Below are 26,383 nucleotides of genomic sequence, written 5' to 3' on the forward strand. Positions count from 1 at the left end.
GTATTCGTTTGAAGTATTGATTCTGTTTTAGAAATTTCAAATAAGTGGATTCAAATTTTATAAAAAAATCATCAATGGTACAGAATAAAGCAGTAATATCAGTCATGAGGATTAGAGTGGTAAGTCGTGTCTAGTAACTCAACTTATGGCTCTAATCCTTGGCTTTTTCAAATAAATCCTTAAACAGGATTCGGGTTACTTAAACTATGAAGAATATATTGTTCCAATTACACTTGGCACCATTGCTGCTGCACTCACTGATTTTGATGATCGTTTGAGCATACGACTGCGTAGTTTAATTTATGTGTGTTGTTTGTTTTTTATTACGAGCAGTATTTTAGAAAAACTCGCAACACAGCCTGTGTTATTTATTACCTATTTGTCGTTATCGAGTGCATTTTTTATTTTATTGGGCAGCCTAGGCCAACGTTATGCTGCTATTTCTTTTGGTACGATTTTATTATCTATTTATACGATGTTTGGTTTAACTGAATATACCACTTGGTACGTTCAGCCGATTTGTTTTGTTGTCGGTGCCATTTGGTATAGCGTCACGTCCATTTTATTTTATTTACTCAAGCCCACCTTATTTATACAAGATAGCCTTGCGCAAACCTTTTCTTTGTTATCAAAACTTCTTCATCATAAAGCAAAACTCTTTGATCCTGATAATCATAAAGATGATATAGAGCAAATCTTATATGTTCTTTCAGAATACAATTCAAAACTCGTACAACAGTTAGACATTAATAAAACCGCCTTACTCACTCGGCTCAAAGCATCTCGTGCCAATAAAAACACCATTTATTGGCTTAATTTACATTTTTTTGCACAAGATATTCATGAACAAGCGACTGCAAATTATTTAAACTATGAAAAAGTAGGCTCACATTTTAGTCGTAGCGATGTTATTTTTCGAATGCAAAAGACCATTCATCACACAGCAAATGCATTTCATCATCTATCCAACAGTATTTTATATTACCAATCATATGAAATTACAGATCAACACACCACAACTCTGTCACACCTTGAATCTTCAGTACAAGATTGGATCAGTCAACATCCCAAAAATATTGAAGTAAAAAATTTACTCTTGATTTCAAATAATTTAAGAAGAATTTACGAACAACTCAATCATTTAAATACACTCACTATTCAACAAAATATTGTAGATTCACAAACTCAAGACAATAACAATTTATTAGATGGGGATATTCAAGACTGGCAAGACTTGATTTTAAAATTTAAGCAACATTTGACGCCACAATCGTCATTATTTCGTCATGCAGTTCGGATTGCTTTTGTTTTTTTTGTTGGTTATTTAGTGTCATTATTACCATTGGCTAAGCATGGTTATTGGATTTTATTGACCAGTTTATTTGTATGCCAAGTTAGTTACTTTGCAACCAAAACACGCTTAAAAATGCGTACCTTAGGTACAATTTTAGGCGTTATTATTGGAATCCCTATTTTATATTTTGTACAAGATACTCCAACACAGTTGGTTCTTACAGTGATTTGTGCTGTGTTATTTTTCTATTTGCGTGTTAAAAAATATGCCATAGCAACGCTGATGGCAACACTCATGGTATTACTTATTTTTAGTATTAAAGGTGCTGGCTATGAAATTATCATTCCTCGCATTGTAGACACTTTCATTGGATGTTTTATTGCATGGTTTGCAGTCAGTTTTATTTGGCCTGACTGGCAATACAGAAATATCTCTCAAAATATTAAAAATAGTGAGCGAGCGACCATACAATATTTGGCAGAAATTAGCGTACAGTATAAACAAGGTAAAAATAATGGCATGCAATATCGTATAGCTCGACGTTTTGCACACAATAAACAAACAGAATTAGCAAATATGATTTCTAGTTTAAGTGCTGAACCTTCTCCAGATTCAACACTTATTCATCATGCTTTTCGTTATTTAGTCTATAGCCACAGCCAACTCAGTTATATTTCCGCGTTAGGTGCACAACGCCATTTGGTCACAGATTCACAAATATTGGCTCTACTTCAATGGTGCAATGATGCCATGCAAAATACTTTACTATATAAAAAAGGCTTGTCTACCACACAAATTCTTGAAAAATCAAAAGAAATTGAAGATTTATTTCAGCAAGATAATCTTTCCGAGCACTTACAGCTCACATTAAAACAAATGAACTTGTTATTAGAGTCTCTGCCTGAATTTATGAATATTAGGCATTATTTACTGACACGAGACATCAAATAAAAAAAGAGGCTATAGCCTCTTTTTTTCACATTAAGCTTGTTGACGTTTTTTCATTTCTTTAATCAGTGCACGGCGTGGAAATGTAAACCATATTAAAATCACAACAATACTCATGAGTAAGTATGCTGCCATATGAAAATGAGTATATAAAATACGAACGACTTCAATGCCTACAAAAAAACATGTCATATTTAACATCGACATGGAAGCAGCCACTGTTCCTTTGGGTAAATCAGATGATGCAAATGCAGATCTAAATACGACAGATACAGCAATGCCTTCACCAAAGCTGACTAATGTTAAACCCACTAATAATAATGGTAGTACCCACATAGGCCACAACAGTGATGCTGCTGCAATGATTGCACCCACTAACATGATCGGAAAGCCAATAAAAATTGTTTTACCAAGTTCAAAACGATCAACAACTTTAATTAAAACAATATTACCTAAAATCAAACCTGCAAATACAGGGACTTGAAATAAGCCATATTGAAAACTAGATAATTTTAGTTCATCGACCAAAATAATTGGAGAAATCGCGATCCATAACATCAGTGGTAAAACCACTAAAGGTAAAGCGATTGCAAGGCTTAAAAAGTGAGTATCTGAATACACCGCTTTAAATCCTTTCAACAATTCAGGCAATGTTTTTTGCTCTGTGACATGTGGTTTAATTTCAGGCATTGCCTGCTTTAAACCAAACCAACTCAGTAAAGAAATGAGAGCAATAAATACAAACCCCCAATGCCAAGAAATATGACTAATTAAAAATGCGCCCAATACAGGCCCTAGTAAAGGTGCTAAAAGAGATAAATTGGTCATAAGTGCCATGACTTTTACAGCATCACGCTCCTCAAATGACTCTTGTACAGCAGCATATCCCACTGCAGATACAATGGTTAGCCCCGAACCTTGTAAAAATCTTAAGATTAAAAATTGTGACATACTTTGGGTAAAAAGAATAAGTACACAGCAGATCGTAAAAAATAATACACCTGCTAAAAGCACCTTTTTTCGACCATAACGATCAGATAAAGGGCCAAATAGCCACGCAACACATGCTCCACCGAGCAAGTAAAGTGACATTGCAGAGGGAGCCAATGTTGTACTCACACCAAAATATTGTGTGATTGGCAACATTGCTGGTTGAATTAAGTCATTACCAATATATGTCGCAAGTTCAAATAGAACCAATGCGAGCGGAAACATGAGCGTAGTTCGATTCAATGTTCGTGTAGGAGAATTTTGCATGTTTATCTAAATAGCTAGAGTTTAGTCATAATCAATATGCGATAAAGAAACGGCACATAGATCAAGACTGCACATAAAATGATCGGAATATACTCAAATATGAAGCACGATGATTGTTGTTTTAAACATCTAAAATGACAACGTAAAAACTCGCATCAGCTTGTTTTGACTGTTTTAAAGTGGCGGAACATTAGCATATATCCCCCAAAAGGTCGAACAATTTTACAACAATTGCCCACGCTGCATTGAGCTTGCTTACATATTACCAAGACGACTTTATGAAAATATCACTCTAGCGTTTCCACCCCATACAACAGTGCATGGCCTGTTTCTTAGATTTGCTTATATTTTCAAAGGTGGCAATAGGTTTCAACAAAATAAAACCAACCATGAAAGCTTGTACATGGCAGATTAAATACAGTAAAACAATATAAACCATACAGATAAATTAGACGAAACAAACAGATCCGTGTATCTTAATCAATATAAGAAAGCGTTAAATAAAGCCATACTTTCTAACCTAAACATCGTTTAAACAATGAAGGTTGATTACGAATGACACACTTGTCTACACCCAATCAAAAACTACAACAATTACGCCAACGTATGGAATCACACCATATTGATGCATATATTGTACCTAGTGCAGACCCTCACTTATCTGAGTATCTACCCGCCCATTGGCAAGCACGTGAGTGGCTCACAGGTTTTACAGGTTCTGTAGGCACATTGGTCGTCACGCAAGAAGAAGCAGGCCTATGGGTAGATGCTCGATATTGGGCACAAGCTGAAAAAGAGCTTCAAGATACTGAAATTTATCTTAAAAGGTTAACGACAGAACCTGATTCGCATTATATGCCTTGGCTTACCCATAAGCTAAATGCCCATCAAATTGTAGGAATCGATGGTCGTGTTTTGTCTTTGGCGCAATTTGAACAACTCTCAAAAACACTCAAAGCACAAAATATTGCACTGCATACCATCAAAGATTTGGTCGACCCGATTTGGACAGACCGTCCTGCGTTACCTAAAAAACCCATTTATGCGATGCAAGAGGGACTAAACAGCCTTTCTTTAAAAGAAAAGATTGCTGAAGTCTGCAGACACTTGAATGAACATGGCATTGATGGGCACTTTATTTCAAGCCTAGATGATATTGCATGGTTACTTAACTGTCGTGGTCACGATGTAGAATATAACCCTGTATTTTTAGCACACTTATACATTGCCAATGATAAAACCACAACACTCTTTATTGATGAAGATAAACTCCCACAAGATGTGAGAGATATTTTTGATCAAGAGCGCATTCACATCCATCAATATGAAGACAGTGCACGCTTTTTAGCACAACTTGAAACATCAAAAATCTTAATTGATCCTCATAAAGTCACTTTGTATCACGCACACGCGATTCCAAACAACGTAGAGGTCATTCAAGAAACTAACCCAAGTACCTTCTTAAAGGCCTGTAAAACACAAAGCGAAATTGAACACATCAAACATGCCATGCTCAAAGATGGAATTGCACTGTGTCATTTTTTTCATTGGCTAGAACAAGCCCTCAAAAACAATGACGTCATTAATGAACTGACCATTGATGAAAAAATTACCTTCTTTAGAGCACAACAAGACGGCTTTACAGGGCTTAGCTTTCCAACTATCGCTGGATTCAATGAAAATGGAGCACTGCCTCACTATAGAGCAACCCCTGAATCATTTTCACACATTCAGGGTGATGGTCTGTTACTGATCGACTCTGGCGCACAGTACACAGATGGTACAACTGACATTACACGAGTTGTTCCGATTGGCACACCTTCTGAAGAACAACGAAAAGATTACACGCTCGTACTCAAGAGCAATATCGCACTCTCTCAAGCTGTATTTCCAGAAGGACTTGCTGCCCCTTTACTTGACAGCATTGCTCGTCAACCACTTTGGCAACACCAACTTGACTATAGACACGGTACAGGTCACGGCGTAGGTTTTGCACTCAATGTGCATGAAGGGCCTCAAAGTATTTCTTACCATACGCCAATCAGTGACAAAGTTGCCATGCGTGAAGGCATGCTCACTTCGATCGAACCGGGCTTATACCGTGAACATCAATGGGGAATTCGGATTGAAAATCTGGTCGCCAACACTTTAGTCAGCACTGAAGATCTTGGTTACGGCACATTTTTAAAATTTGATACCTTAACTTTGTGTCCAATTAATACACGCTGTATTCAACACGAACTAATGACAGCACCAGAAAAAGCATGGCTTAATCAGTATCACGAGCAAGTTTTAAATGCATTGAGCGACCACCTCGATGGAGAAGTTAAAGCATGGCTAATCGAACAAACGCAAGCCATTTAAACAAACTCTAGCAAGATCACCCCTTTCAAAAAAATATTGAAAGGGGTTTTATTATTTTTATAGTATTGCTTTTACTGAGTTAAATAAAAAAGGTTGAACCTTAAAAAATAAGGTTCAACCTTTAAATGATGACACATAATTTACTTTATGATCTACGTTTGCTCATATATCAAAAAGCTTCCCTGGATTCATGACCAGATTTGGATCAAACACTTGCTTTAATGCTTTCATATATTCAATTTCTTCAGCACTACGAGTATATGCCAAATACGGCTTTTTCGTCATTCCAACACCATGCTCAGCTGAAATTGAACCATCATATTTTTTAACTGTATCAAAAACAGACTGATTTACAGCTTGGCATTTAGCAAAGAATTCATCTTTAGTCAGGTCTTGTGGCTTTAAAATATTTAAATGTAAATTACCATCGCCAATGTGGCCAAACCAACAAATTTCAAAGTCAGGATAACTACTTTGGACAATCGCTTCAATGTCCTTAATAAATGCAGGAACATGTGTAATCAATACAGAGATGTCATTTTTATAGGGTGTAAATGGTGCAATCGATTCGGAAATATCTTCACGCAAACGCCATAAATTATTCACTTGCTCTAAACTTTGACTCAACACCCCATCGAGCACCCAACCCTCTTCCATGCAATGCTCAAAAATTTCCATGGCTTTATCCATGATTGGTTCGTAGGGTGCTTCAAACTCAAGAAGAACATAAAATGGGCATTGTGTATCAAATGGGCGTTGTACATGGCCGTGATCCAAGACCTTTTGCATGGCCACTTCACCAAAAAATTCAAATGCTGTAAGGTCTATTTTACTTTGAAATGCATGTAAAATTGGCATCACAGCATCAAAATCAGGAACACCAAGCACCATCACTTGCAAGTCCTGCGGTGGACGGTCTAATTTTATTTCAGCTTCGGTAACAATACCAAGCGTTCCCTCTCCACCAATAAATAAATGTTGTAGCGCATACCCTGTTGCATTTTTGATCATGCCTTTGTTAATGCGTAAAATATCACCTTTACCTGTAACAACAGTGAGTCCTAAAATCCAATTACGTGTCATTCCATATTTAATAACTTTAATTCCACCTGCATTGGTCGCAATATTCCCACCTATTTGGCTCGAACCTGCTGAGGCAAAATCTACTGGGTAGTACAGACCTTGCTCTTCGGCATAATGTTGTAACTGCTCAGTCACCACACCTGCTTGAATGCGTACCAAACGATCTGCTGGAAAAAACGCCAAGACCTGATTCATTTTATCTAAGCTAATGACAATTTCGCCATTGGCTGCAACAGCACCTGCAGATAATCCTGTACGTCCGCCTGAAGGGGTCACTGCCACTTGATTTTGGTTAGCAAACTGTACAATCTGTTGCACCTGTTCAGTGGATGTTGGAAATACAATAACAGATGGGTTGGGTTCAAAATGTTTGGTGTAATCACACCCCCATGTTTGTAAACTTAAATCATCTGTCTTAATACGGCTTTCACCCACAATTTTGGTTAGTTCAGTCAATAATTGTGGCGATAATGGTGCTGCAATATTCATCAAGGCAAACCCAGCAAGAAATAAACAAGTTGTTACGCATTATGTTATCATACTGCGACCAACATTTGGCCTTTCTAGCGGAGCCGTAATGAGCCAACCTCTTTCTCTTGATAAAGACAAAATTCGTTTTTTACTCCTAGAAGGTGTACACCAAAACGCAATTAATACATTAAATGCAGCAGGTTACACCAACATCGAATACCATAAAACTGCCCTTGAAGGTGATACGTTAAAAGAAGCAGTTAAAGATGCCCATTTTATTGGAATACGCTCTCGTACACAGCTGACCGAAGATGTGTTTGCAGCAGCTGACAAACTGATTGCTGTTGGGTGTTTTTGCATTGGTACAAACCAAGTTGACCTCGATGCTGCCATGAAACGCGGTATTCCTGTGTTTAATGCACCTTTTTCAAATACACGCTCAGTGGCTGAACTGGTTTTAGCAGAAACGATTTTATTACTACGTGGTGTGCCTGAAAAATCAATGAGCTGTCATCGTGGTGGTTGGCAAAAAACTGCTGTGGGTTCATTTGAAGCGCGTGGCAAAACACTTGGTATTGTTGGCTATGGATCAATTGGATCACAATTATCTGTTCTTGCAGAAAGCTTAGGTATGCATGTCATCTACTATGACACGGTGACCAAGCTTCCTATGGGCAATGCACGCCAAGTCGGTTCACTTAATGAACTTCTTGAAACAGCAGATGTTGTCACTCTACACGTACCTGACTTACCATCTACACGTAACTTTTTTACTAAAGTACAGTTTGATAAAATGAAGCAGGGCTCAATTTTTATTAATGCTGCACGTGGTACGTGTGTAGTCATTGAAGACCTTGCAGATGCGTTAAAATCTGGCCATATTGCAGGCGCTGCTGTAGATGTGTTCCCTAAAGAACCTAAAGGCAACAACGAAGAATTCCAATCTCCTCTTCGTGGCTTAGATAACGTGATTTTAACACCGCATGTTGGTGGGTCTACGGTTGAAGCTCAAGAAAATATTGGTCTAGAAGTGGCTGAAAAGTTTGTTGCTTACTCAGACCGAGGAATGACTTTATCTGCAGTTAACTTCCCTGAAATTGCTTTACCACTGGCCGAAGGGAAACACCGTTTACTCCATATTCATCAAAATGTACCGGGTGTACTGTCTAAGGTAAACACTTTATTTGCTGAACAAGAAGTGAATATTTCAAGTCAAACGCTCATGACGAAAGGCGATGTCGGCTACTTAGTGATGGATGTAGATGCCTCTGCATCGAAAGAAGCGCTAGATATGCTACATCAAGTACAAGGTACGATTCGTATCCGTGTTTTATTTTAAACCTCTGTGTTTTTCAATTAAGCCACAACGTTGTTGTGGCTTTTTTCTTCGCTCAATGGTGCTCAGATGCAAAATGCTCAACATAATCATTATACAGGCGCTGTTGTTTTACTCATTATTTCCATCTTGAGCATACAATTTGGTAGCTCTTTTGCAAAAGTTTTATTTCAAACACACCATGTATTGGTCGTTGCCGTGATGCGTTTAGGTTTTGGTGCGCTTATTTTGGCCTGCTTTAGCAAACTTTGGCAGATGAACATTCAAAACATTCATTGGAAAAATATGATGATTTATGGCACATCTTTGGCTGCCATGAATGCATTATTTTATCTTGCTTTAGCTCGCTTACCGCTTGGAATTGTTGTTGCGATTGAATTTCTTGGGCCATTAAGCGTTGCACTTTATTATGCTCAACAAAAAACTGATTTTATTTGGGTTGGATTGGCAGTGATTGGAATTATTTTACTGATTCCTTTTCAACAAACAGAACATCATTTTGATGTACTTGGTGCTCTATACGCTTTAGGTGCAGGTATTGGCTGGGCTATTTATATCGTATCTGCAAAAAGAAATACGGGTATTTCAAGCCAACATACCGTTACTTTGGGCATGATGATTGGTGCATGTATGATCGTGCCTTTTGCCATCGCAACAGGAAGTATCACAAGCATTTTAGACATACATGCCATAGGTTACTTTTTGTTGGTGGCCATACTTTCTGGAGCATTGCCTTTTTCCTTAGATATTTTAGCACTCAAACGTTTGCCCCCTTTAGTCTTTGGTACACTAACCAGTTTAGAACCCGCCATTGCAGCAATGATTGGTTTTATTTTTTTACATGAAACATTGCTATTTACTCAATGGATTGCACTGTGTACGATTATTAGCGCTTCAATTGGCTGTACCTATTCTATACAACGTAGTAAAAAACAACGTTTAAAAACAGAATCTATGTAAAAAATCAGGATCATCTTCAATCATGCCAAATACTTACACCATGGCCGTGGTATATCTGATTTTATCTATGCTTTCTTACCAAATGAGTGCATCATTTGCCAAACAACTCATGGAACAACTAGATGCCCTCAGCGTGACATTATTACGCATGTTTTTTGCAAGTCTTATTGTGTGTGTCATGTTTAGATCTTGGAAAGTGATTCCTCAACTCAAAAAACTACCATGGTCTTCTTTACTCATCTATAGCCTATCTTTAGGGCTCATGAATACTTTATTCTACTTTTCTCTTGGCAAGCTGCCACAAGGCATTGCTGTTGGTTTAGAATTTTTTGGGCCTCTTGGCTTGGCCTTTTTATCAATCAAAAAAACGTCTGATGCTTTTTGGATCATTTTAACAGTGATTGGTCTTGTATTGATGGTACCTTGGGCACACTTAGACCACCTACACTTTTCATTTTTTGGAGCAGCTTGCTCACTTGGTGCAGGACTTTTTTGGGCTTTTTATATTTATTACGGACAACGTGTAATTCAACTCAACATTGGAATGCACGCACTGAGTATCGCACTTGTGCTCTCTACAGCCTTTTTAATTCCAATTAGTGTTCTACAACACAGCCCTGTTTTCACCCATCCTGAATTTTGGTTACACGGCATAATGATTGCAGTTCTCGCAACAGCTATACCATATAGCCTCGATTTGTTGGCATTAAAACACTTATCTAGCGTCAGTTACGGTACGCTTTCTAGTCTTTCTCCCGTTTTAGCTGCATTTTCTGGCTTTATTTTTTTACAAGAAATTCTATCTTTAACCCAATGGTTTTCTTTATTTTTAATTATGTTTGCCGCTATAGGTATAACCCTCAGCGAAAAAAATAGCTGATATGTTCAGCTATTTTGCATTGAGTATTAAGATAACGTTAAAGTTTGATAACCAATACGACAAATGAGCACAGTTACAAGTACAAGAAATATTTTTCTCACAAAACCACTGCCATATTTTAGAGCTACACGAACCCCAATCACTGAACCAACAACATTTGCAATGGCCATCATCAAGCCTATTCCAAACAAAACATGCCCTGTTGGTACTAAAAAACTCAAAGCAGCAAAATTCGTCATAAAATTACCAATTTTAGACAAAGCAGAAGCATGTAAAAAATCAACACCCAAAAAACGTATAAAAAAGAAAATAAAAAAACTACCTGTACCAGGGCCAAAAATCCCATCGTAAAAACCTATGAGTAAACTACCAATCGCAGCAAATATAAGTACTTTTTTTGTGACTTCTAATTGTATTTGCGCTTGACCAAAATCTTTTTTCATAAATGTATATACCGCAATGACAATAAGCATTACTAATACAAAAGGGCGTAAAACAGATTGTGGAATCATAGATAAACATGCAGCCCCTGCAAAAGAACTTACCAACGCGCAGATTGCAATCACAATCAGTAATTTCCATTGTAGTTTTACTTTTTTGGCAAAGGTATAGGCTGCAGAGGCTGTACCAAAAATAGACGATAGTTTATTTGTACCAATCACCGTTGCCGTAGACATGTGTGGGAATGTACTCATTAAACCTGGAATTTGGATTAATCCACCACCCCCTACGGCTGCATCAATGGCGCCTGCAGTAAAAGCAAAACCAATTAACGTGATCAGTGTAAAAATATCAATGTCCATATGAGGATCCATTATTTATGAAGATTAAGTACTCTTTTGGGTACAAGACGTTTTTTATCAGTGACTTGAGCAAGCCCTAAACAATGATCACCATCAAAAACCAGCACTTTTTCGGCTTCAGCTGCCTCAATATTACTTTCTAAGCCATTACAAAAATAAGAAGCTCGGCCTTCAGGCACTTGTACTTTTGGTAAATATGATACCGCTTCAAAAGCTGGTAGAAGTAGCTCATCTCTTTGTTGTTCAGTAAGGCTTTCTAAATACTCAATGGTATATTCTGGAATAAGATTGAAATGTCCGGTTGCAATACGATGCAATGCAGACAAATGTGCTCCGCATCCAAGTGCTTCACCAATATCTTCACCTAACACTCGAATATATGTACCTTTCGAACACACCACATCTAAAGTGATGCTGTCTGTAGTCCAATGCATCAATGTTAAATGAGCAATAAATATCGGTCTTGGCATTCTTTCAACAGTAATTCCTTGTCTTGCCAGCTCATATAATGGTCGACCTTGTTGTTTCAACGCTGAATACATGGGTGGTATTTGTTGTGTATGACCACGAAATTTTGCCAATACATGTTCAATGTTTTCTTCAGTCAGCTGTGGTACAGCACGTGTTTTTAAAATTTCACCCTCTACATCACCTGTGGTCGTTGTTTCTCCCAACTTTAATGTTGTTTGATAACGTTTTTCAGACTCTAATAGATAGTGTGAAAATTTAGTGGCTTCACCCAAACAAATCGGTAACAACCCTGTCGCAAGCGGATCTAATGCACCTGTATGACCTGCTTTTTCTGCACGAAATAGCCAACGCACTTTTTGTAATGCTGCATTAGAACTGATTTCAAGGGGTTTGTTGAGTAAAAAGACACCATGAACTCGGCGACGTGCAATTTTTTTCTTTTGAACAGACATGATTTATACCATCAACACATGACTTACTATATTAACAAAGCACTTGACCATCATCAGTAGAATTCTTTATTTTCATCTTGATTATTGTACACTTACAACTTTAATATAAAATTAAAGCATAAAAAATGCGCCGTAATTGGCGCATTTTTGAATATCTCTTATTTTGCTTTACGTGCAGGTAGCTTTTCACGAATACGTGCAGCTTTACCAGATAATTCACGTAAGTAGTAAAGTTTCGCACGGCGTACATCACCACGGCGTTTAACTTCTACTTTAGCAACGATTGGTGAATGTGTTTGGAATACACGCTCAACACCAACACCGCTAGAAATTTTACGTACTGTAAATGCTGAGTTCAAGCCGCGATTTTTCTTTGCAATCACTACGCCTTCAAAAGCCTGAAGACGTTCACGCTCGCCCTCTTTTACTTTTACTTGAACAATAACAGTATCACCTGGTGCAAATGCAGGAATATCTGATTTTAACTGTGCATTTTCAACAGCTTGAACTAAAGGATGTTTACCACTCATTGTGGGAATCTCCAATAATGCGGCGAAGGTTTAATCTTCACAACCGCTGGGGATAGAGGCTAAATGCGCATATCAACCCGTTTATCTTCCCCTTTATCATTTTCAATATCTGAAAAATGTATAAAGAGCCTATCTGAGTCGCTTAATAGGTTAAATATTAAGCTTTAAATTCTTTCAACCATTTTTTTTGCTGCGTTGTCAGAGTAACTTGTTCGACCAATTCTGGACGACGTTCAAGTGTTCGCTGATAGCGCTGTAAAAAACGCCACTTTTCAATATTACCGTGATGCCCAGATTTTAGGACGTTAGGCACAGCAATACCTTCAAAATGATCAGGTTTTGTATATTGTGGGCAATCGAGTAAACCATCCACAAAAGAGTCTTGCACCGCAGACAACTCATCAGACATGGTATTTGGCAAACGCCGAATAAGTGTATCTAATAAAACCATCGCAGGAAGTTCACCACCAGACAGCACATAATCGCCAATTGACCATTCTTGATCAACATAACGTTGAATTAAGCGCTCATCCACACCCTCATAACGACCACAAAGTACAATCAAACCATCATAATCAATGAGCTGATGTACTTCATTTTCATGAAGTGTTTTTCCTTGCGGTGACATATATACCACAGGTACATGTTCACAGCCTGCTTGCTTTGCAAGTTGTTTGGCATGATGAATTGCTTTTGCCAAAGGCTCAGCCATCATAACCATGCCAGGACCACCACCAAATGGACGTTCATCCACTTTTTTGTAGTGACCTTCTGCAAAATCGCGAGGATTAATACAATCTACTTGTACGATCTCTCGTTTTATTGCACGGCCGCTAATACCATAGGCTGTAATCGCTTCAAACATTTCAGGAAAAAGCGTAATCACTGCAAAAAACATCGCAGATTCCTCTATTTCCTGCCGTTTCGGCCCAATACAGGGCTAATAATCTACGCCCCAGTTGACGTAAATACGACCAGCTTCTAGATCAACGTGTTGTACTACGTCTTTATGCCACGGGATCATTCGCTCTTCCGAATCAATGCTATCTGGGGTTGCATGAACCACCATGACATCATTTGCTCCTGTTTCAAACAATTCGTAGATAGAACCAAGATTGATGTCTTGTTCTTGATCACCTAAACTCAAAACGGTTAACCCTTTTAAGTCGGACCAGTAATACTCATCTACACCTGCTTTTGGAAGTTGTGACTTATCTACCCAAATTTCAGCACCCACTAAAGCATCTGCTGCTGTGCGATCACTCACACCTTTTAATGCAACAACAAGGCCTTTACCATGTGGTTTCCAACGTTTTACACTCATTGTTTGCCAGCCCTCTTTGGTTTTAACCAACCAAGGAAGATAGTCAAACACATTGCTCATAGGTTCTGTATTAGAATACACCCAGAGCCACCCATTTAGTCCATATGCTGAACGTAACTGCCCAATCTGTATGTGATTTTCGGGTACATTCTGTGTTGGTTTCATGGGCTATTACCTACCACAATTACGCAGTCACTGTTGCTTTTTTAGCTTGAGCAGCTAATGCAGCAACACGCTCTGAAGGTTGTGCACCTTGAGCAACCCAGTGTGCATAACGATCAACATCTAAACGAAGTTTTTCCGCTTGACCTTGAGCAGTTGGGTTAAAGAAACCAATACGTTCGATGAAACGACCGTCACGTGCATTACGGCTATCTGTAATGATCACTTGATAAAACGGACGTTTTTTAGCACCACCGCGTGCTAGACGAATTACGACCATGTTAATACTCTCACATGTTGATAAAACTTTTTAAACTCGGCTGAGCCTAAAAAGGCGGTCATTTTACGATATATTCGCTTGAAGGGAAAGGTCAAAGTTTGAGTTATTCACATATTTGAATTTAATTTGTTATTTATTCCATGTTGATGTTGAATTTAAACCCGTAAGACATTCATTTTCTTTCGTTGCTGTTTGATTCCAATTCTTTTGTCCTTCCTGATTTAAACAGACAACACCATTATTTTTTTGAGTACCATTTAACGGAACTGCAGACAAGGTATACCCTCGAGTGTCTGCATCTACCACCAAATTCAGTGTATATTTTGCGACACCTTGACTTGGGTAATTTGCTGTACCACCAATATTAGCAAGTGTTGCATCACGATAAGTGCGATTTACAGTAATATAACTTTGTAACCGACCTGAAAGCCGTGTCAATTCTGCTTGCACATCTGCTCTATTGCTATTCACCACATGGCGTGTATATGAGGGGTAAGCAATGGCCGCCAATAGCGCAATAATGGCCACTACAATCATGATTTCAACAAGTGTAAACCCCTTGTACTTTACATTTACCATGCTTCTGCTCCTGTCCCACAGTCAGTTTTGCTAATATTGCTAAATGCTGTATTTTTACAACGAATACCATTACTGTTCATTAAAAATGAAGCTTGTTTAGTATCTGCTGTTTTATTTTCAGCCACTAAAGCCCAGTCTGATCCAGTGGTATTATTACTGGTTAACGAGTTTCCAGACTGGTCGGTGAGCGTAAAAACATATCCCTGCACTGTACTTTGGCTTAACGTATAGGAAAGATAGCTAAAATTACGTGCCTTAAAGCGCTCTAACAAAACACTTTCATTTTGTAAGGCTTGTATCGCTCGCCCCTCATTCACCCTACGCACGTAAGATTGATAGCTTGGTATGGCCACTGCAGCTAAAATTGCAACAATAACAACAACGACCATGAGTTCAATTAAAGTGAAGCCCTGTTTATATCTCGCGAACATTTTTATGACTCACCTCCTCTTCACTCCAACTTTTCAATATAAAATATCTATGATTTTTATACTGATTGAATGGGTTTTTTGAACCATTCAAAATTGAAGCTACTGTAGACACCAAGGTACGGTCATAACCATCGGATGTAGGTGATGCAACAGATGGAGAGACAATACCCATACCGATCTCATTTTTCTGTACACCACCTGCGCATTGGCCATAAGGCATACAAAATAAGCTGACATAGCTTTTGCCATTTACTGCTGCACCACAATTACCATCACTTGAATTAGTTTGCAAACTATTAAATGTGGTGACATACATGTCATTACTGACAACAATTGGCATTTGCATGACTTTTTCAGCTTGCAATGTTCCTGATGCTGTATTTTGAAATGAATAATACCATCCAGCAGATTGAGTAACATTTGCATCACCTAATTTCACAATTTTATGCTCAATTTGTTCGCTTCCTAGTAAAGCATTTTGGCTATTTAAACCACCTTCATTGGTATATTCATCTGTTCCTTGATCATTTGTTTTTATATTAAAAAGATTCGCTTTCACAACATCTTTGTCAAAAACATTATAAATTGCATCATCTTTATAATTACTATTTGTTGTATTAAACATTGGAGAACTTCTATTTCCTGCACCAATAGACAATACACCAAACAATTTATTGTTGTCTCTATAGACCGAAAACGCAGGCATCTCATAAAAACGTGGGCTATATTGACCATTATGAAGGTTCATTAAACGAACAGGTGTTTTTGCAAATAAATGATCTGTTTTAGCATCATTGTTTAAGTCAATACGCCATAACTGCCCACCTAAGTCACCAAAATACAAGTGATCTACGAGCCCATCTAAGTTGCGATCCACTGTTCTAATTTGACTCACCACACTGTATTTCATATCTGGTGCATTTGTATACTGAACAGTAGAATTTACATTATTTGGTACTTGATTTGCACTTGCCCACCACAGTAGTTCACCGGTTAAGGCATCAAACATATATACGCCTGCACCTTTTTTATTACTCTGTTCATACGCTGGCGACTCATAACCCGTATATTTCCCTCGCTTACCTGCAGAGTATTCAAATGTACCATTACCATCGTCACCACCAGCATCATATCCTCCACTGACAAACATCACTAAGCGTTTTTTATTTTGCCAATTTACCCATGCTGTGGTTGGTTTTGCCCAACTTTGTCCCATAAAATCTAATTCAGGATAATTCTTACTCGAAATATTTTCTGATTGAGAAAAAACTTTTTGATCTTCTGGACTAATGTGAAATAAAACAGATGGACTATCTATATTTTTTAAATCAAGTGCATAGTACCCACGCCCACCCATACGTAAGCCACCATAAATAATTTGTTTACCTGTGGTATTATTTTCCCCACTTCCAACAGTTACCGCTCCTGTTGCACTATTTTTAGTCACATATTCTGTGTAACTTGTCCAAGGGGCATCAACTCCATAAAAAAGGCTGTCTAAACCACCGGTTGTACTGTTCACTTTACTAAAAGCATCTTTTTGTACTTTAATTAATTCATTTGGCACAAATGCAAACTTTTCTACACCTGTGACTGCATCAACCACATGCAATAAGCCTTGTGTTGTGCCAAAAACGATATAATCAGATCGCTGACTGGTCACAATTTTTCCATTATCGACCTTAATCACACCTTCATTGGTTAACAGCAGTGGTGATGAATGTAGTAATGCACCCATTTGTCTCAATTCAGATGTTCTTTTTAAAGCATCAAGTGTTGTTGGTACATTTCTTACATCAATATTATAACCTAATAGAGATAACAAATAACCTCGATCTGGATCTGAGCCATTTAAGTCATTAAAACCAATTTTTCTTAAACTGGTCTCATTAGTAGAGCCACTTATAGTACGATCTGTCCATAAGGTTCGCTTAAACTCAGTATCACTTTTTAGACCTAACGGTAACTTATTTTGCACACCACCTATCAGATCTGTTTCTGAATTCGCCCAAAAATCATAATTACTAACAATCTCACCTGTACTGTTTTGAATCTTATTTTTCTTTTGATCTGTTAAAAATCCATCTATAATTTCGTATTGTTTTAAATTACCTAACCATAATTGGTAATTATTACTTGGTGTGGGTTGGAACTGAGAAAAGTAAGCTTTATTTCTTAAAGCCAATGGGTTTAAGTTATCCAAGGGTACAGTGGCAGCACCTGTAGTGATTGGTGAAATATCACCCGGAGTATTATCTATAAACTGTTTAAAACTATCCACAACATCTTGGGCATTTTCTCCATAATACCACCCTCCTTCAGCACCTATACCCCACTTGGCAGCATTTTGCACATTACCTTCACCCTGGACATTTGCTAAATTTGCTTCTTTACTGAGTGCTGGATTATAAGACTGTATACCTTTAAATTGACTCCCAAACCCAACAACTGCGGTTTTAATAGATTTGCCTAAAGGGTTCTGATCTTGATTTAAGAGTCGCTGAGAAAAGTCACCAATACACAGCCAAGCATTATCATCTCCATTAACTACCGGCCAACTTGACTGATAGATATCTCTATACGCTCCTTTAATTTCAGAGAGTTTCAGTATATTGGCTGAGCAAATTTGCGAAGAAGCATAACGAGACGTAAGTGCATTATTCATAATATTTCTTGAACGCTCGGGTGTTGTAGCGTTCGGTTGACCATCTGTCAGCACATATATACCTTGCCCTGCACATTGAGCATTTGGTCGACTTAATGTCTCTGGTTTTTTATATTGTGTAGCTGTATTTTTAATGCCTGCTGCTGTCGCATAATCCATACCGCTCACATCAGATGGCTGAGTGGTTGTGCCCATTAAATATGCAGCAGTCTCAGCATAGGCATGGGCAGTTGGCGTACCACCTGTTGCATTGAGCTTTGCAATTTCTTCTAATAAAATCGTTCGTTGTGTTTTATTACCTACCATTGTATTTAATGTTCTAGCAGGTGTAATAATATACCCTCTTTTATTCGTTTCACTCCCATTGGTATAAGAAAATGCAGACAATCCAAGAACTTTATCATCTGCAAGCTGACTTACAGTCGATGAACCTCTTAGTAAAGTAAACATACCATCTTTCACTTTAGTGATTCGATCATAAAATCTTTGTTGATCATATTGAAAATAATAGGTTGTATTTCCACTGCCACTTTGACTATAACGATTAAGCGTTGCAGCAGAAGGAGCACCAATCAAATTAGTACACTTAGAAGGATCAGAAGAGCCGTTTGTACCACAACTATAATAGTCATATCTCGATCTCACAAGGCTTATACGCACAAGAACTCGTCTAAAGAAGTATGTAGTGTTGTTCTCTGATATTGCATTACAATAGCTTCGAGCATATGGTGTACTAGTGGTTGCAGAGTCAATACCAAAAGAGGAAAATTGATAGTCTGAAGGTATATCACAAGCCTCAATTGCTACACTTTGAGTTGGAAAGCGTGATGTCATACTCCCTGAAATGTCCAACAAGAACATTAATGTAGGTGATACTTCAGGTTTTGCTTGATAAATTTCAATATCACTACTATGACTTATTTGCATCACTCCCACAGTCAAAGCAACAAAACTCAACCATTTAAAGTTACTTCCACAGCGGGTAATGCTACTTTGTAGTTTTGAATTAACATTACTCATTATATTACCTCGCCACTCGTTGATATTCAGTTTGAATCAAATTGTAATCACTAAACTGTGTTGCAAACGGAACACCCAATCGCTGCAAACACATCGATATGGTGTCGGTTGCTCCTGTACTTGGTGTAGATGTCAATGGCACAATGGGTTGATTCATATGAGAGTTCAAACAAGTATTAATATTTGCTGCTGATGCTGTAGACATACTTGGCATAAGAGATATGGCATATACGCGAATGACTTGATTCATTTGCGTATTATTTCCACCACCAGAAGTTGAATTAAGTGATTGTGCATCTGTACCTACACTATAACCTTCAAATGGATTGGTTTGATTAGATTCGCTTGATGTTCCTATGCTCTGAATAGATATTTGTGTCAGTATGGCATTACGACCACTGGTAAAAAAATTCAGATTTGATCGACTGGCTTGACAATAGCCAAGCGTACCCGATGATGTGCCATTTGGAGCAGATGCACCATCTGGCCACTCTATAGTGCTATAATTAGTAACATTAAAAAAATCTGTATTATTCTTTTGATAACAAAAAACAATTTCTGGCGCTCTAGCCACACCGTTCATTGAGCGCCCCAAACTTCCACTAATGGTTAAAATGAGTGACTCTGGCGCATTTTGTATTTTCATTAGGGCAGCATCTGAGCTTTGAAATAAAAGCTGTTTGGCTTGAGCATTTGTTGCAATGTTTAATGATGTCATACTTTGTCGTACAATCACTGCCCCAATTAAAGCGGTCAAGACCAACACACATAATACAATAATCAACGTTGCCCCTTGTTGAGTGGATCTACGTATCATTTTACTTTCCCCCACCTATTGCATTACGCAAAGCGACTGTTTGCTCTAAAACAACACGCAAATGATTTGTTGTTGTCTCTTTATTACTCAACTGAACAGTACGATCTAAAACACGGATATCTTGTCCTTGATTTGATGCAATATTTGTTCCTAAGGTTTGATTAGATCTAACAAGCACACCTAATTTCACCCCCACAATATTGTCTACGCCATTATATTGGTTAATAGCAACATCTCTTAAAGCATTGTCATTTTCGCGCTGAACTGACAAAAGAACGCGAAAATAATCTACACCAGGCATAATTAATTGAGCATTCTTTTCCAAATTCTTGATATTGCCATCACTATTAGATGCACAAACCAAACCACCATTTTCTCTCACAAAGTAACGCTCAACAACATACCGACTTGCGGTCACTTGTCTTCCTGTACAATCAAAAAAACCATCACCCACTTTAAATGGTGTCACAAAATATTGTATGGTTAATTGGTCACTTTGATTAATATTAATACGATTAGAGGCACTCGTACTAGCCTCATCTAATGTCACTAAATCACTATTCACCTGATTTAAGTTACTTGTCGTAAGTACAATGCCCCCATTGGCAGAGCTACTATTCACCACATTTCCATTTGCTCCAAAATTAGCCATTCTTATGTTTTTTATGATGTAATCTAAGGAAAAATTAGAGCTGTCTTGAATTTCAGATGTCGCTTGTTGTAAAGCTTGGCTTCTTTGACCAGATAAAAATAACATCAATGCAATAGAAGAAATGATTGTACCTAACAATAAAGCAATCATTAACTCTACCATTGTAAAGCCATTTTGTGTTCTCATTAAAAAACCTCCATGACAATACAGGTTGAGTTATTTCTATATGTGAATCCATTATTTGTACTGAGGGTGCAAGAATTTGGGCTACTTGTTTCAGAATCACTATTTTGTGGTTGCGTTTTTCCCCACGCAACATAAATACATTGTTTACCATTTGAACCACTCGGACATGCCTGCATATTCATAGACATTCCCAAAGACAACGCATTTAAATATGACTGTTGTACATCAAAGTCTGCTTTTTGGCTTGCTGTACAATAGTTACTAAAACAATTTGAGCTACTTTTTTCTTGTGATTCTGTTGTTTGCATTTGTGCCGTATATGTCGTAATTTCTGTACTGTTGATTCTTATTTTTTCAGATAAATCACGTGCAACATTCATGGCTAAAATACGATCAGAAGCTTCTCTTGCTGCCTCGACAGCTTTTATTTGTAAGGCAACAAACCCTAAGACCGCAACAGATAAAATCAGTAATGCTACCAATATCTCAATCAGTCCCACACCTTTTTGCATTGTAGATAAACGCATCAACACACCCCATTTGCTGTCAGTACCACCGTACCAAAACGTGTTAAAGTGAAGTTTTGAGTCACTCCAAGTTTACTATTACAGATTGAAAAATTCGTATCCGCAGGTAAATCTGTAACCCCAGATGAATTAAATATAACACGTGTTAAACTTGGTGATTTCAATTGATTGTTATTCGATGGCACCCAATTCAAAATATCTGCAGTATCTTTCGTTTGACTGTTTAAATTGACAGTCACCTCTGTTCTTATGGCTACAGCCTGACTACGTGCTTTTGAAAATTGTAATAATAAGTTTTGCGTATTTTGATTTAAACGCTGTCTTTCAAACATGCTAGAAAAGGAAGGCGCAGCAATTGAGGCAATGATTGCCATCACTGCAATTGTGATCATTAACTCAATAAGAGTAAAACCCCGTATTAATTTCACCAATACCCTCCAAAAAAAACCTCAACCTTGTGATAAAAAAAGCGGAACTGTGGAGCCCGCTTTCATTGTATGCTGTTTTTGTTAAGATTGAACGACTTGTATTCTTAATTCTTTCGGCAAACTAAAAGTAATATTCTCTTCACGGCCATCTAACTCTTTGGGCGACTCCGCTCCCCAATCTTTTAAGCGCTGAATAACTTGTTTAATTAAAATTTCTGGTGCAGACGCACCTGCGGTCACACCAACCTTACTATTAGGTTTAAACCAATCTGCCTGCAATTGCTCTGCATTATCGACCAAAAAGGCTGTTTTTCCCACACGCTCAGCAAGCTCTCTTAAACGATTTGAGTTCGATGAGTTCGGTGAACCAACCACCAAAACGACATCACACTGAGCTGCTAAGTCACGTACAGCATCTTGACGATTTTGTGTGGCATAGCAAATATCATCTTTGCGTGGCCCTTTAATTTGTGGAAATTTTTCTCGTAATGCATCAATCACTTTTGCAGTATCATCAATCGATAATGTAGTCTGTGTCACAAATGCTAAATGTTCAGTGTTCATGACTTCAAGTTTAGCCACATCTTGTTCATCTTCCACCAAATAGATTTGACCCCCATATTGCAAGTCATACTGCCCCATCGTACCTTCAACTTCTGGATGTCCGTGATGACCAATTAAGATCGCTTCTCTAGCTTCTCTGGCGTACTTTGTGACTTCAATATGCACTTTGGTCACCAATGGGCAAGTTGCATCAAACACTTTCAAGCCACGGCGTTTGGCTTCATCTTGAACTGCTTTGGAGACCCCATGTGCACTAAAAATCACAATATTATCATCTGGTACCTGATCAAGTTCATTGACAAAAATTGCCCCTCGCTGACGTAAATCATCAACAACGAACTTATTATGTACCACTTCATGACGCACATAAATGGGATGGTTAAAACACTCAAGTGCTCTATTCACGATCGCAATGGCGCGATCAACACCTGCACAAAAACCTCGTGGATTCGCCAATACAATTTCCATAAAATCCTCAATCACACTCAAAACAACACAGTTTTTTGCGTTTATACGCCATTCAAATCAAATAAAGTATTCAGTTTAGCTACAGTCTACTTTAAAATAGAGAAGATATTTTATCATATCAGGAAAATATCATGTCAGGACTCTTGTTTGTTGTTTCTGCCGCATCAGGAACAGGCAAAACATCCTTGGTGAAAGCCCTGCTTGAGCGTGTAACAAACTTACACGTATCTGTTTCACACACAACGCGTACCCAACGTTCAGGTGAGCTGAACGGTGTACACTATCACTTTATCTCGAAAGAAGAATTTCTAAATCAAGTCAAGCAAAATGGTTTTATTGAGTATGCAGAAGTGTTTGGCAATTACTATGGTACCTCTCAAGCCACAGTTCGCCAACAACTTGACCAAGGTCACGATGTGTTACTAGAAATTGATTGGCAAGGCGCAGAACAAGTTCGACATATTTTTCCTCATGCGAAACAAATTTTTATTTTACCACCGAGTCAATTTGACCTGCGACAGCGTCTTTCAAATCGAGGAACTGACAGTGTAGATGTGATTGAACATCGTTTAAGCTGTGCCGTTGAAGACATGCAACAATACACCCATTTCGATTATGTCATTATTAATGATGATTTCAATAAGGCTTTACACGATCTTGAATCTATTGTGAGTGCCAATCGCTTGAGTATGCAACAACAAGCCATACGACACCAGTCACTCATTGAAAAATTATTACGTGTTGAACAATAGGTTGCTTGAGTCTCATCTAAAAGCGTTTTATAATGTCCAACTTGGTTAATTTTTAACTCACACTAGAGATATATTATGGCACGCGTAACCGTTGAAGATTGTTTAGAACATGTAGATAACCGCTTTGAGTTAGTACTTGTAGCTAGTAAACGTGCGCGCCAACTGTCACGTCAAGGTCTTGAACCGACTGTTGAATGGGACAATGACAAACCAACTGTTGTTTCACTTCGTGAAATTGCAGAAGGCCATGTCACAAAAGACATTTTAAAGCAACGTGATCAAGATTATCAACGTTCTAATTTAGACCTTGCTTTATCTGCAAACAACTTAGGTTTAGATAACTTTTCATTCTAAACTTACATTTAAAATAAAGCCTAGTCTGTCATGCTAGGCTTTTTTATTGGTCTTTTTTAAACCAATATGGTAAAAAAAGATCAAATAGATTGAAAAATACACTCAGTTTGAGCACAGAAAGTTTGACAAATCAGGCAGAATGCTTTTGATTAGAAGACCTATATCCTATTTTCATTTATTTATACAAAGGACGTTTTATGCCAGGCGAAGAAGTTAGCCAAGCCAAGCAGCAGCTCAAAGAAATCATTGATGTCTATTTAACTGAATATGACGTGCAACAGATATTGGCTGCATGCGACTTTGCTGACCTTGCACATGATGGCATAACGCGAAAAAGTGGCGAACCGTACATTCTGCATCCGATTGCTGTCAGTTGTATTTTAGCCAACATGCGCTTAGATCGTGAAACACTCATGGCCTCTTTACTTCACGATGTTATTGAGGATACTCACTTCACAAAAGAAGACATCACTGAGCGCTTCAGCAAAACTGTTGCTGAGTTGGTCGATGGAGTTACAAAACTCACCCACTCTAGCGACAAAGAATTTAATAAAGCAGCATCTTTTCGCAAAATTATTCAAGCCACTTTACAAGATCCACGAGTGATTATTGTCAAACTTGCTGACCGTTATCACAATATGACTACTCTTGAAGCACTGCGCCCAGACAAACGGGCACGTATTGCACAAGAAACCTACGATGTTTTTGTGCCGATTGCACGTATTGTGGGCATGAATGAAATTGCAGACCATTTAGAACGTCTATGTTACCAAAATTTAGATTTAGATACCTTTGAACAAATTCAACAGGCTCTAGAAAAAACACGCCCACAACGTTGTGAATACCAAAAAACTTGGGAAAAGAACCTACATCATTTGCTCGAACAACATCACATTCAAGGTCACGTCAATAAGAAAAATAATAATATTGAACTACTGCGTCATTTTTTTAAAAATGAAATTAACCTTGAACAGTTGACCCGTAGCCATACTTTTGAAATCACACTCAGCTCTATTGCCGACTGTGATCGCCTCACCGACATTTTAACCGCTAATTTTAAAGTGGTTCAGTTCGAGGACAACATTCGAAAACCGCTCCCGGGTGGTAATCAATCACTTGTGATGAAGTTAAAAGGTGAAAAAACCACTTTGTCTTTGACCATACAAACTGAATTGATGCAAAAAGTCGCTCGTTTAGGCGTAATTTTAGGTGATAATGCACCACAGGCCTGTCGCTCTGCGATTCAAGCCTCTATGCAAAACTTAAATACTCTCATCGATATAGACTGTGCAAAAACAACGTTTAACTACCTGCTTGATTACTTGCATCAAGAAAAAATTTGGGTCTATACCCCACATGGCCAATTACATGAACTCCCACAAGGTGCAACTGTGGTTGATTTTGCCTATTCTGCGAGCTTATTTTTAGGTAATCATGCCATTGGTGCCAAAGTAGACAGTGAGATTAAACCCCTCTCTACACCTTTACATAATGGTCAAGTTATTGAAATTATTACAGATGTCCTTGCCACACCTAATCCAGACTGGCTCAGCTTTGTAAACACACAAAAAGCACGCCGTGCGATTCAAAGCATACTTAGAGAACAAAGTGCTGAAGAACAACGTATTTTAGGCCAGCAAGCGCTCACACGTGCATTTAGACTATTCAATAAATCAACAGCAGACATTACACAAACGCAATGGCAGAGTGTTCTACAGTGGCGACACATCGACTCAACAGATCGACTTTATGAACAAATTGCTGTAGGAGACTTACTCCCACAACTTGTGGCTAACCACTTATTTGCAGATGAAATTAAAAATCACATCGACTCTCCTCGACTCATTCAAGGCACTGAAGGTGTAGATGTCAAATATGCTCGCTGTTGTAATCCTGTACTTGGCGATCCAATACAAGGGCATCTTTCTCGTAGAGGATTAATCGTCCATCGAGTACGTTGCAATAACTTGCTCCACGAACAGCACCTTCACCCAGAAAGTATGATGTCACTTGAATGGAATACAGACCAAAGCCTAGATATCAATTTTACGGCATTTTTGTGCATCCATTTAAAAATGAATGACGAACAAATTTCAGAATTAATTTACCAATGTCGTAAAGCACACATTGGCGTAGAATTTGTACATGCACAAGATAAAAAAACCTACGTCAATATCGTTGTACATAACCGTCAAGAAATTGCGCATGTCATCAGAGATTTACGTATACATTTCGGATTTCCACGTATCCTTCGCCAAGATACGCCATTTAATGCACACGATAGTCAAAAAATAAACCTACCCGTTTACTCATAAGACATCAAAG

23 protein-coding genes and 2 pseudogenes are annotated in these 26,383 nt (G+C 38.0%); 8 read left to right on the plus strand and 17 right to left on the minus strand.

What is annotated here, in order from left to right; all coding sequences use genetic code 11:
- Window positions 1–106, minus strand: a pseudogene (locus I2F17_RS10040) (IS982 family transposase); the annotation flags it as partial.
- A 90-nt stretch (window positions 107–196) separates the two neighbouring features.
- Here I2F17_RS10040 and yccS point away from each other — a divergent pair.
- Window positions 197–2,245 (plus strand): annotated as a pseudogene (gene yccS, locus I2F17_RS10045) (YccS family putative transporter); the annotation flags it as partial.
- 30 nt (window positions 2,246–2,275) lie between these two features.
- Here yccS and I2F17_RS10050 read toward each other — a convergent pair.
- On the minus strand, window positions 2,276–3,499 hold the full coding sequence (locus I2F17_RS10050; protein ID WP_196422775.1) for an MFS transporter: 1,224 nt from the start codon (window positions 3,497–3,499) through the stop codon (window positions 2,276–2,278).
- 555 nt (window positions 3,500–4,054) lie between these two features.
- Between I2F17_RS10050 and I2F17_RS10055 the strand changes: the two genes are divergently transcribed.
- A complete protein-coding gene (locus I2F17_RS10055) occupies window positions 4,055–5,863 on the plus strand; it encodes an aminopeptidase P family protein (RefSeq protein ID WP_196422774.1) in 1,809 nt (602 codons plus the stop codon).
- Between the two features lie 162 nt (window positions 5,864–6,025).
- On the opposite strand, the gene I2F17_RS10060 is transcribed toward I2F17_RS10055, so the two are convergent.
- Entirely contained in the window at window positions 6,026–7,435 is a 1,410-nt protein-coding gene (locus tag I2F17_RS10060; RefSeq protein WP_211139803.1) for an FAD-binding oxidoreductase, read from the minus strand.
- Window positions 7,436–7,523: 88 nt separating this feature from the next.
- Here I2F17_RS10060 and serA point away from each other — a divergent pair, with 88 nt between their 5' ends.
- From serA to I2F17_RS10075, 3 genes are all read left to right on the plus strand, one after another.
- Window positions 7,524–8,756, plus strand: coding sequence for a phosphoglycerate dehydrogenase (serA, locus tag I2F17_RS10065; protein WP_211139804.1), 1,233 nt, complete (start codon window positions 7,524–7,526; stop codon window positions 8,754–8,756).
- Between the two features lie 66 nt (window positions 8,757–8,822).
- Entirely contained in the window at window positions 8,823–9,713 is an 891-nt protein-coding gene (locus I2F17_RS10070) for an EamA family transporter (RefSeq protein WP_211139805.1), read from the plus strand.
- A gap of 22 nt (window positions 9,714–9,735) precedes the next feature.
- Entirely contained in the window at window positions 9,736–10,593 is an 858-nt protein-coding gene (locus I2F17_RS10075; protein WP_211139806.1) for an EamA family transporter, read from the plus strand.
- 26 nt (window positions 10,594–10,619) lie between these two features.
- On the opposite strand, the gene I2F17_RS10080 is transcribed toward I2F17_RS10075, so the two are convergent.
- The 14 genes from I2F17_RS10080 to ispH all read right to left on the minus strand — a co-directional run bounded on the left by I2F17_RS10080 (window position 10,620) and on the right by ispH (window position 22,952).
- A complete protein-coding gene (locus I2F17_RS10080) occupies window positions 10,620–11,396 on the minus strand; it encodes a sulfite exporter TauE/SafE family protein (protein WP_211139807.1) in 777 nt (258 codons plus the stop codon).
- Window positions 11,397–11,407: 11 nt separating this feature from the next.
- Complete coding sequence (gene truB / locus I2F17_RS10085; RefSeq protein WP_211139808.1) at window positions 11,408–12,319, minus strand: tRNA pseudouridine(55) synthase TruB; 912 nt, start codon at window positions 12,317–12,319, stop codon at window positions 11,408–11,410.
- A 158-nt stretch (window positions 12,320–12,477) separates the two neighbouring features.
- Complete coding sequence (rplS, locus tag I2F17_RS10090; RefSeq protein ID WP_196422767.1) at window positions 12,478–12,849, minus strand: 50S ribosomal protein L19; 372 nt, start codon at window positions 12,847–12,849, stop codon at window positions 12,478–12,480.
- 157 nt (window positions 12,850–13,006) lie between these two features.
- Window positions 13,007–13,747: a tRNA (guanosine(37)-N1)-methyltransferase TrmD gene (trmD, locus tag I2F17_RS10095; protein ID WP_211139809.1), complete on the minus strand. Its 741-nt coding sequence runs from the start codon at window positions 13,745–13,747 to the stop codon at window positions 13,007–13,009.
- 42 nt (window positions 13,748–13,789) lie between these two features.
- Window positions 13,790–14,338: a ribosome maturation factor RimM gene (rimM, locus tag I2F17_RS10100; protein WP_196422765.1), complete on the minus strand. Its 549-nt coding sequence runs from the start codon at window positions 14,336–14,338 to the stop codon at window positions 13,790–13,792.
- Between the two features lie 19 nt (window positions 14,339–14,357).
- Window positions 14,358–14,615: a 30S ribosomal protein S16 gene (rpsP, locus tag I2F17_RS10105; RefSeq protein WP_196422764.1), complete on the minus strand. Its 258-nt coding sequence runs from the start codon at window positions 14,613–14,615 to the stop codon at window positions 14,358–14,360.
- Between the two features lie 129 nt (window positions 14,616–14,744).
- Window positions 14,745–15,194, minus strand: a complete 450-nt coding sequence (locus I2F17_RS10110) for a type IV pilin protein (protein ID WP_211139810.1) — start codon at window positions 15,192–15,194, stop codon at window positions 14,745–14,747.
- Window positions 15,188–15,625: a type IV pilin protein gene (locus tag I2F17_RS10115; RefSeq protein ID WP_196422762.1), complete on the minus strand. Its 438-nt coding sequence runs from the start codon at window positions 15,623–15,625 to the stop codon at window positions 15,188–15,190. Before I2F17_RS10115 ends, I2F17_RS10110 begins: the two co-directional genes overlap by 7 nt.
- Window positions 15,609–19,310: a pilus assembly protein gene (locus I2F17_RS10120; protein ID WP_211139811.1), complete on the minus strand. Its 3,702-nt coding sequence runs from the start codon at window positions 19,308–19,310 to the stop codon at window positions 15,609–15,611. Before I2F17_RS10120 ends, I2F17_RS10115 begins: the two co-directional genes overlap by 17 nt.
- 4 nt (window positions 19,311–19,314) lie before the next feature.
- Window positions 19,315–20,127, minus strand: a complete 813-nt coding sequence (locus I2F17_RS10125) for a pilus assembly PilX family protein (RefSeq protein WP_196422760.1) — start codon at window positions 20,125–20,127, stop codon at window positions 19,315–19,317.
- A 1-nt stretch (window position 20,128) separates the two neighbouring features.
- Window positions 20,129–20,965 (minus strand): PilW family protein, encoded by an 837-nt coding sequence (locus I2F17_RS10130; protein ID WP_211139823.1) that lies wholly within the window; start codon window positions 20,963–20,965, stop codon window positions 20,129–20,131.
- The gene (gene pilV, locus I2F17_RS10135; RefSeq protein WP_211139812.1) at window positions 20,965–21,492 is read right to left on the minus strand and encodes a type IV pilus modification protein PilV; all 528 of its coding nucleotides are present in this window, start codon (window positions 21,490–21,492) and stop codon (window positions 20,965–20,967) included. Before pilV ends, I2F17_RS10130 begins: the two co-directional genes overlap by 1 nt.
- Window positions 21,492–21,920, minus strand: coding sequence for a pilus assembly FimT family protein (locus I2F17_RS10140; protein ID WP_196422757.1), 429 nt, complete (start codon window positions 21,918–21,920; stop codon window positions 21,492–21,494). Before I2F17_RS10140 ends, pilV begins: the two co-directional genes overlap by 1 nt.
- A gap of 81 nt (window positions 21,921–22,001) precedes the next feature.
- On the minus strand, window positions 22,002–22,952 hold the full coding sequence (gene ispH, locus I2F17_RS10145) for a 4-hydroxy-3-methylbut-2-enyl diphosphate reductase (protein WP_211139813.1): 951 nt from the start codon (window positions 22,950–22,952) through the stop codon (window positions 22,002–22,004).
- A 131-nt stretch (window positions 22,953–23,083) separates the two neighbouring features.
- Here ispH and gmk point away from each other — a divergent pair, with 131 nt between their 5' ends.
- The 3 genes from gmk (at window position 23,084) to I2F17_RS10160 (ending at window position 26,373) form a co-directional block, all read left to right on the plus strand.
- A complete protein-coding gene (gmk, locus tag I2F17_RS10150; protein WP_196422756.1) occupies window positions 23,084–23,704 on the plus strand; it encodes a guanylate kinase in 621 nt (206 codons plus the stop codon).
- A gap of 75 nt (window positions 23,705–23,779) precedes the next feature.
- Window positions 23,780–24,058 carry a DNA-directed RNA polymerase subunit omega gene (gene rpoZ / locus I2F17_RS10155; protein ID WP_196422755.1) on the plus strand — a complete coding sequence of 93 codons (279 nt, stop codon included), beginning with the start codon at window positions 23,780–23,782 and terminating at the stop codon, window positions 24,056–24,058.
- 197 nt (window positions 24,059–24,255) lie between these two features.
- Window positions 24,256–26,373, plus strand: a complete 2,118-nt coding sequence (locus I2F17_RS10160; protein WP_196422754.1) for a RelA/SpoT family protein — start codon at window positions 24,256–24,258, stop codon at window positions 26,371–26,373.
- Window positions 26,374–26,383 lie beyond the last annotated feature (10 nt).

The organism is Acinetobacter baretiae, from assembly GCF_015627105.1.
Lineage (GTDB): Bacteria > Pseudomonadota > Gammaproteobacteria > Pseudomonadales > Moraxellaceae > Acinetobacter > Acinetobacter baretiae.

Coding starts and splice junctions, on each gene's coding strand:
- I2F17_RS10050 (WP_196422775.1), bottom strand. CDS start 3,499: ATGCAAAATTCTCCTACACGAACATTGAATCGAACTACGCTCATGTTT.
- I2F17_RS10055 (WP_196422774.1), top strand. CDS start 4,055: ATGACACACTTGTCTACACCCAATCAAAAACTACAACAATTACGCCAA.
- I2F17_RS10060 (WP_211139803.1), bottom strand. CDS start 7,435: ATGAATATTGCAGCACCATTATCGCCACAATTATTGACTGAACTAACC.
- serA (WP_211139804.1), top strand. CDS start 7,524: ATGAGCCAACCTCTTTCTCTTGATAAAGACAAAATTCGTTTTTTACTC.
- I2F17_RS10070 (WP_211139805.1), top strand. CDS start 8,823: ATGCAAAATGCTCAACATAATCATTATACAGGCGCTGTTGTTTTACTC.
- I2F17_RS10075 (WP_211139806.1), top strand. CDS start 9,736: ATGCCAAATACTTACACCATGGCCGTGGTATATCTGATTTTATCTATG.
- I2F17_RS10080 (WP_211139807.1), bottom strand. CDS start 11,396: ATGGACATTGATATTTTTACACTGATCACGTTAATTGGTTTTGCTTTT.
- truB (WP_211139808.1), bottom strand. CDS start 12,319: ATGTCTGTTCAAAAGAAAAAAATTGCACGTCGCCGAGTTCATGGTGTC.
- rplS (WP_196422767.1), bottom strand. CDS start 12,849: ATGAGTGGTAAACATCCTTTAGTTCAAGCTGTTGAAAATGCACAGTTA.
- trmD (WP_211139809.1), bottom strand. CDS start 13,747: ATGTTTTTTGCAGTGATTACGCTTTTTCCTGAAATGTTTGAAGCGATT.
- rimM (WP_196422765.1), bottom strand. CDS start 14,338: ATGAAACCAACACAGAATGTACCCGAAAATCACATACAGATTGGGCAG.
- rpsP (WP_196422764.1), bottom strand. CDS start 14,615: ATGGTCGTAATTCGTCTAGCACGCGGTGGTGCTAAAAAACGTCCGTTT.
- I2F17_RS10110 (WP_211139810.1), bottom strand. CDS start 15,194: ATGGTAAATGTAAAGTACAAGGGGTTTACACTTGTTGAAATCATGATT.
- I2F17_RS10115 (WP_196422762.1), bottom strand. CDS start 15,625: ATGTTCGCGAGATATAAACAGGGCTTCACTTTAATTGAACTCATGGTC.
- I2F17_RS10120 (WP_211139811.1), bottom strand. CDS start 19,310: ATGAGTAATGTTAATTCAAAACTACAAAGTAGCATTACCCGCTGTGGA.
- I2F17_RS10125 (WP_196422760.1), bottom strand. CDS start 20,127: ATGATACGTAGATCCACTCAACAAGGGGCAACGTTGATTATTGTATTA.
- I2F17_RS10130 (WP_211139823.1), bottom strand. CDS start 20,965: ATGAGAACACAAAATGGCTTTACAATGGTAGAGTTAATGATTGCTTTA.
- pilV (WP_211139812.1), bottom strand. CDS start 21,492: ATGCGTTTATCTACAATGCAAAAAGGTGTGGGACTGATTGAGATATTG.
- ispH (WP_211139813.1), bottom strand. CDS start 22,952: ATGGAAATTGTATTGGCGAATCCACGAGGTTTTTGTGCAGGTGTTGAT.
- gmk (WP_196422756.1), top strand. CDS start 23,084: ATGTCAGGACTCTTGTTTGTTGTTTCTGCCGCATCAGGAACAGGCAAA.
- rpoZ (WP_196422755.1), top strand. CDS start 23,780: ATGGCACGCGTAACCGTTGAAGATTGTTTAGAACATGTAGATAACCGC.
- I2F17_RS10160 (WP_196422754.1), top strand. CDS start 24,256: ATGCCAGGCGAAGAAGTTAGCCAAGCCAAGCAGCAGCTCAAAGAAATC.